This is a genomic window from Luteibacter sp. P4_E6 (assembly GCF_056401535.1).
Window position 1 is genome coordinate 1 of the sequence record NZ_JBFUJE010000243.1, and the last position, 5,986, is coordinate 5,986.

General features: G+C 64.7%; 5 protein-coding genes. 4 read left to right on the plus strand and 1 reads right to left on the minus strand.

The window, feature by feature from the left end; translation table 11 throughout:
* Positions 1-1,391, minus strand: a 1,391-nt coding sequence (locus AC1DT2_RS14230; RefSeq protein ID WP_477296999.1) for a GH92 family glycosyl hydrolase, incomplete at its 3' end; no start/stop codon positions are given.
* 169 nt (positions 1,392-1,560) lie between these two features.
* On the opposite strand from AC1DT2_RS14230, the gene AC1DT2_RS14235 reads away from it, so the two are divergent.
* From AC1DT2_RS14235 to AC1DT2_RS14250, 4 genes are all read left to right on the plus strand, one after another.
* Positions 1,561-2,610: a LacI family DNA-binding transcriptional regulator gene (locus tag AC1DT2_RS14235; protein ID WP_477297000.1), complete on the plus strand. Its 1,050-nt coding sequence runs from the start codon at positions 1,561-1,563 to the stop codon at positions 2,608-2,610.
* A gap of 113 nt (positions 2,611-2,723) precedes the next feature.
* Positions 2,724-3,950 carry an L-fucose:H+ symporter permease gene (gene fucP / locus AC1DT2_RS14240; protein ID WP_477297003.1) on the plus strand — a complete coding sequence of 409 codons (1,227 nt, stop codon included), beginning with the start codon at positions 2,724-2,726 and terminating at the stop codon, positions 3,948-3,950.
* A gap of 71 nt (positions 3,951-4,021) precedes the next feature.
* Positions 4,022-5,002: a carbohydrate kinase family protein gene (locus AC1DT2_RS14245; protein WP_063571034.1), complete on the plus strand. Its 981-nt coding sequence runs from the start codon at positions 4,022-4,024 to the stop codon at positions 5,000-5,002.
* The coding region (locus tag AC1DT2_RS14250; RefSeq protein ID WP_477297002.1) for an AGE family epimerase/isomerase at positions 4,999-5,986 on the plus strand (988 nt) is incomplete at its 3' end. The genes AC1DT2_RS14245 and AC1DT2_RS14250, both read left to right, overlap by 4 nt.

Genomic DNA, 5,986 nt, shown 5'->3' on the forward strand with positions numbered 1-5,986 from the left:
ACCATGGCCTCGAGCGCCTTGTTCGGGTCGTAGCCGCGAATCCCCTTCATATAGGCATCGGCGATCACCGGCACCGCGTGGTAGCCGACCATGCACCACGTCTCCATGCCCTGATAGGCCCAGATCGGAAGGATCCCGAAGGGACTCGCCTCGCGCGCCGCGATCAGCGAGCTGACGAACTGGGTGCTCATGTCCGGGCGCAACAAGGTGACCAGCGGCTGCTGGGCGCGGTAGACATCCCACAGGGACCACGTGGAATAGAAATCGAAGCCCTTGGCGGTGTGCACCTGGTTGTCCGGCCCACGGTATTCGCCATTGACGTCCATGGACAGGCTGGGCGAGATCATCGCGTGGTAAAGCGAGGTGTAGAAATTCTTGCGCGTGTCCGCCGGCGCTACCAGATCGACGGTGGACAAGGCCTTCTCCCAGCTCTGCCGGGCTTCGGCACGGCGGGCGTCGAAGTCGAAGCCTTCACCGTCCTTGTCGAGGTTGGCGACGGCGTTGTCCTCGCTCACCGAGGAAACGGCCACCTTGACGATGAGCGGCTTCGACAGGTCGCCGAAGTCGAACACGCCCTCGATCGCGCGACCGCTCATCGCGTCGACGTCCTCGGCGCGATTACCCGGACCGCTGAAGCCTTTGTACGGCACACCGGTCTCGCGGTTCTTCAGGCTGCGCGAGGCCATCGGCTGGTTGAAGCGCATGGCGAAATACAGCTGGCGACCCGGCGCCCAGCCGCGCGTGGTACGGCCGCCGGTCACCGTGCCGTCAGCGCGTACGCGCAGGCTCGACCAGAGCACCTTGCCTTCGTAGTCGTAGATGCTCGGACGCAGGTCGAGCAGCAGGTGCGCCGGCTTGCCCTTGGGGAAGGTATAGCGGTGCCAGCCCACGCGCTGGCCGGCGGTGAGCTCGGCGCGGACATCGTAGTCGGCCAGCGTGACGGCGTAGTACCCTGCTTCCGCTTTCTCGCTCTTGTGGTCGAACCGCGAGCGATAGCCGCTACCGGGCTGGTCGGGGGAGCCAGGGTCCAGCTTCACGTCGCCGGCGATGGGCATGACGAGTACGTCGCCCAGGTCGGAATGGCCGCTGCCGGAGAAGTGCGTATGGGAAAAACCGAGAATGCTCGAGTCGCCGTACTGATACCCGGCGGCCCACTTGTACGCGTGCTTGACGTCCGGCATCGCGGTATCCGGCGACAGCTGGATCATGCCGAACGGCACGGTGGCGCCCGGGAAGGTGTGGCCATCCCCACCCGTGCCGATCATCGGATCGACGGCGGCATAAGCGGACGAGCCGCCCTTGTCGCTGGGGGCCGCGGCGGCAAGCGCAGGCAGGGCAAGGCACAGGGCGGCGGCCAGCAGGCCATGGCGCAAACGGATGGTTCTCGACATCGGTGGTTCCCCTCGGGTGGACGCGTTTCGAGTGGTCACGAACATTTGGATCGTGACAAACAGACCGAAAGTAGCAAAGATGCCGCAGCCTCGCATGTTGCAGTGCGTGATGCATCCCTTTCGTCGGCGAGCGATGATCGCCCGGTTTAGATCGTTTGAAGGAGCTGAGATGCCGAGGATCACCCCGCAACGCCGCAAGGTCACGCTCGCCGATATCGCCCTGGGTTGCGATGTCTCGCGGGCGACCGTATCGCTCGTGTTGCGCGGTAGCCCGCTGGTCAACTCGGTGACCCGGGGAAGGGTCGAGGCCGAGCTGAAGCGCCAGGGCTATGTGTACAACCGTGCCGCGGCCAACCTGCGCCGACGTACCTCCTCGAGCATCGGCCTGGTCGTCAACGACCTGGGCAACCCCTTCTTCGCCGAATTCGCCGCCGGGGCCGACGAGGCCCTGGCCAGCGCGGGCTACGTTACCCTGCTGGGCAATACCGGCGAATCGCCGGAGCGACAGCAGGCGGTGCTCAACTCCCTGGTCGAGCACGGCCCGGCGGGCATCATCCTTTCGCCAGCCGAAGGCAGCGAGGGTGAACGCGTCCTGGCGGCCGTCGGCATGCACACGCCCCTGCTTGTATTCAACCGCGAACWGCCCGACGACGAGGGCACCCATCGCTGGGACACGCTCGAGATGGACAACGAGCACGGCGCCCGCCTGGCCACCGAACACCTTATCGCGCTCGGTCACCAGCGCATCGCCTTCTTCGGCGGCCACCGCGAGTCGAGTTCGGTGGAGCAGCGTCGGCGCGGCTACGCCAGCGCCATGAGCGCGGCGGGCCTGAAGGTGGATCCCGCATGGATGATCGAAAGCGCACCGACCCGCCTCGAAGCCGCACGCCAGACCGGCGCGCTGTTCGCGCGCGATCCCGCACCCACGGCGGCGGTTTGCTACAACGACGCCGTCGCGCTGGGCCTTATGCTTGGCCTGACCAAGCGCGGCCGTCGCCCGGGCGAAGATTTCGCCCTGACCGGCTTCGATGATGTCGCCGAGGCCTCGGTATGCGTGCCGCCCCTGACCACCGTTGCGGTCGATCCGCGCGGCCTGGGCCGGCGCAGTGCCGAACTCATCCTGGAAAGACTTCGTAATCCTGAGACGGACACGGCTTCCACTATCGCGCCCGTCCGGCTGGTCGTTCGCGAAAGCAGCTGCCCGCCGTCTTCCCCCTGAAACCACCACTGGAGCGCCCCATGGCTACCGCTTCCACGCCATTGCCCAACTCGTCGAATTCGACGGGCGCCGGCGACACCCGTTACACCTATTTCCCGCTCGCGCTTGGCGTGATGACCACGATCTTCTTCATGTGGGGGTTCCTGACCTGCCTGAATGACATCCTGATCCCGCACCTGAAAGCCGTGTTCGAGCTGAACTACTTCAAGGCGATGCTGATCCAGTTCACCTTCTTCGGCGCGTACTTCATCATGGGCGTCCCGGCCGGTCGGCTGGTTGCCCGTCTCGGCTACAAGAAGGGCATCGTCGCCGGCCTGATCATCGCCGGTATCGGTGCGGCGCTGTTCTGGCCTGCCGCCGGCATGCGCGTCTACATCCTCTTCCTCGGCGCGCTGTTCATCCTGGCCACCGGCATCACGGTGCTGCAGGTCGCGGCGAACCCGTACGTCGCCCTGCTCGGTCCCGAGAGGACCAGCTCCAGCCGCCTCACCCTGGCCCAGGCGCTCAATTCGTTCGGCACCTTCCTGGCCCCGTTCTTCGGTGCGGTCCTGATCCTGTCCAACCAGGTCAAGAGCGCCGACGACATCGCCAAGCTCAGCACCGCCGAGCAGATCAGCTACCGCGCCACCGAAGCCAGTGCCGTGCAGGTGCCATACATCGGCCTGGCCGTGGTACTGGTCGTCATCGCGATCCTGGTTTACCTCTTCAACCTGCCCAAGCTCGAGGAAACCACCGAGCAGGCCGAYGAAGGACATCACACGCTGATGGACGCCCTGAAGACGCCGCACGTGTTCTTCGGCGTGCTCGGCATCTTCTTCTACGTCGGTGGCGAAGTGTCGATCGGCAGCTTCATGATCAACTACCTGCAGTTGCCGGAGATCGGCAACATGACCGGTGAAGCCGCCGCGTCGCACGTGGCGTTCTACTGGGGTGGCGCCATGGTCGGCCGGTTCATCGGCTCAGCCCTGCTGGCCAGGTTCTCGCCGCGCATGTTGCTGGCGATCTTTGCCATCATCAACGGCCTGCTCGTCATTACCACCATGTCGACCACCGGTATGGTCGCGGTGTACAGCATCGTGGTCATCGGCCTGTTCAACTCCATCATGTTCCCGACGATCTTCTCGCTGGGTATCGAGGGTATGGGTCCGCTGACCGGCAAGGCGTCAAGCCTGCTCATCATGGCCATCGTGGGTGGCGCGCTTATCCCGATCATCCAGGGCGCCATTGCCGATCACATCGGCCTCCAGCACGCGTTCTTCGTCCCGCTCATCTGCTACGCCTACATCGTGTTCTACGGCCTCAGTGGTTCCAAGGTCCGTTCGGTGCCTGTCGCGCGTTAAGCCCCATGGCGACGGCCGGCCTCGCGCCGGCCGTCGTGTAGTACTTTCTTGCCCCAAGGACAGGCCGCAGCATGTCTTCCATCCTCTGCTTCGGCGAGGCGCTGATCGATTTCCACGCACAGCCCCAGGGCGGCGCCGGTCAGCCTCCCGCTTTCGTTCCCTTTGCCGGCGGCGCGCCGGCCAATGTCGCGGTCGCCGCGGCACGCCTCGGCGCCCACGCCCGCTTTGCCGGCATGCTCGCACGCGACATGTTCGGTGATTTCCTGCTCAAGAGCCTTACCGACCTTGGCGTCGGTACGGACGACATTGCGCGTACCGATGAGGCACGCACCGCCCTGGCGTTCGTCGCCCATGACGACAAGGGCGATCGCAGCTTCAGTTTCTATCGTCCGCCCGCCGCGGACCTGCTGTTCCGTCCCGAGCATTTCCGTAAGGAAGCGTTCGAGGATCTGTCGATCTTCCACGTCTGCTCCAATTCGCTCACCGAAGCGGCGATCGCCGCGACGACGGTCGAAGGCATGCGCCGTGCGCGTGCCGCCGGTGCACTGGTCAGCTTCGACATGAATCTGCGCCCGGCCCTGTGGCCGGCCAGCGAAGCACCGCTGCCACGCCTGTGGGAAGCGCTGTCCGAAGCCGACGTGATCAAGCTCAGCGCGGAAGAGTTCGCCTTCATCCATGCGGGTGCGGGTTCCGACGACGCCGTGCTCGAGCGTCTCTGGCGCGGCAAGGCCGGCCTGTTGCTGGTCACCGACGGTGCCGAACCGATGCGCTGGTTCTCCCGTTCCGCACGTGGCACGGTGCAGGGCTACGCCGTCGAAGCGGTGGACACCACCGCCGCCGGTGATGCTTTCGTGGGTGGCCTGCTCGCCCGACTGGCCGCGGAAAACGTCACGCCCGCGACCTTCGACGCACTGGTTGCCGACACGTCCCGCCTCGACGAGCTGATTCGATTCGCCGCAGCCTGTGGTGCAATCACCGCCACCCGCAAGGGCTCGTTTACTGCCATTCCCGACCAGGCCGAAGTCAGGGCCTTCATGGAGAAGCACGCATGACGAACTACCCCCTCCCCGATTTCCATAACGTGGATGTACTGCGCGACCACGTCGCCAAGACCATGGCTTTCTACAAGCCGAACGAGGTCGACACCGCCGGCGGATTCTTCCAGTACTTCAAGGACGACGGTTCGGTCTACGACCGCAGCCACCGCCACCTCGTGTCGAGCACGCGCTTCGTGTTCAACCACGCCATGGCTCACCTTGAATTCAAGAAGCCGGAAGACAAAGACCTTGCCATGCATGGTCTGAAGTACCTGCGCGAAGTGCACCTGAATCCCGAGACCGGCGGTTACGCCTGGACGATCGCCGACGGCAAGCGCGACGACCAGATGAACCACTGCTACGGTCTGGCGTTCATGTTGCTGGCTTATTCGTGCGGCGTGAAAGTAGGCTTCGATGAAGCAAAGGCCTGGCAGGGCGAGATCTGGGACCTGCTCGAGAAGCGTTACTGGGAGCCGACCTACGGCCTGTACCGCGACGAGGCTGACAAGGACTGGAACTTCACCGGTTACCGCGGCCAGAACGCGAACATGCACATGACCGAGGCGATGATCGCCGCGTGGGAAGCCACGAAGGACGATCGCTACCTCGACCGCGCGCTGTTGCTCGCCGAGAACATGACCCAGCGTCAGGCCGGCCTGACCCCSCAGAAGCTGGTGTGGGAGCACTACCACCAGGACTGGACGATCGACTGGGAATACAACCTCGACAATCCCAAGCACCTGTTCCGTCCGTGGGGTTTCCAGCCCGGTCACCAGACCGAATGGGCGAAGCTGCTGATGATGCTCGAGCGCTACACCAAGGGCACGCCGAAGCATAAGGACTGGCTGGTATCGACCGCGAAGCACCTGTTCGACGAGGCGCTCGACAAGGCTTGGGACAAGGAATACGGCGGCATCGCCTACGGCTTCTCTCCCGAAGGCGACGTGTGCGACGACGACAAGTACTTCTGGGTGCAGGCCGAATCGCTCGGTGCCGCGC

What these genes read in the sequence shown, in the direction of transcription:
- AC1DT2_RS14245 (WP_063571034.1), top strand. Translation starts at nt 4,022, where the DNA reads ATGTCTTCCATCCTCTGCTTCGGCGAGGCGCTGATCGATTTCCACGCA.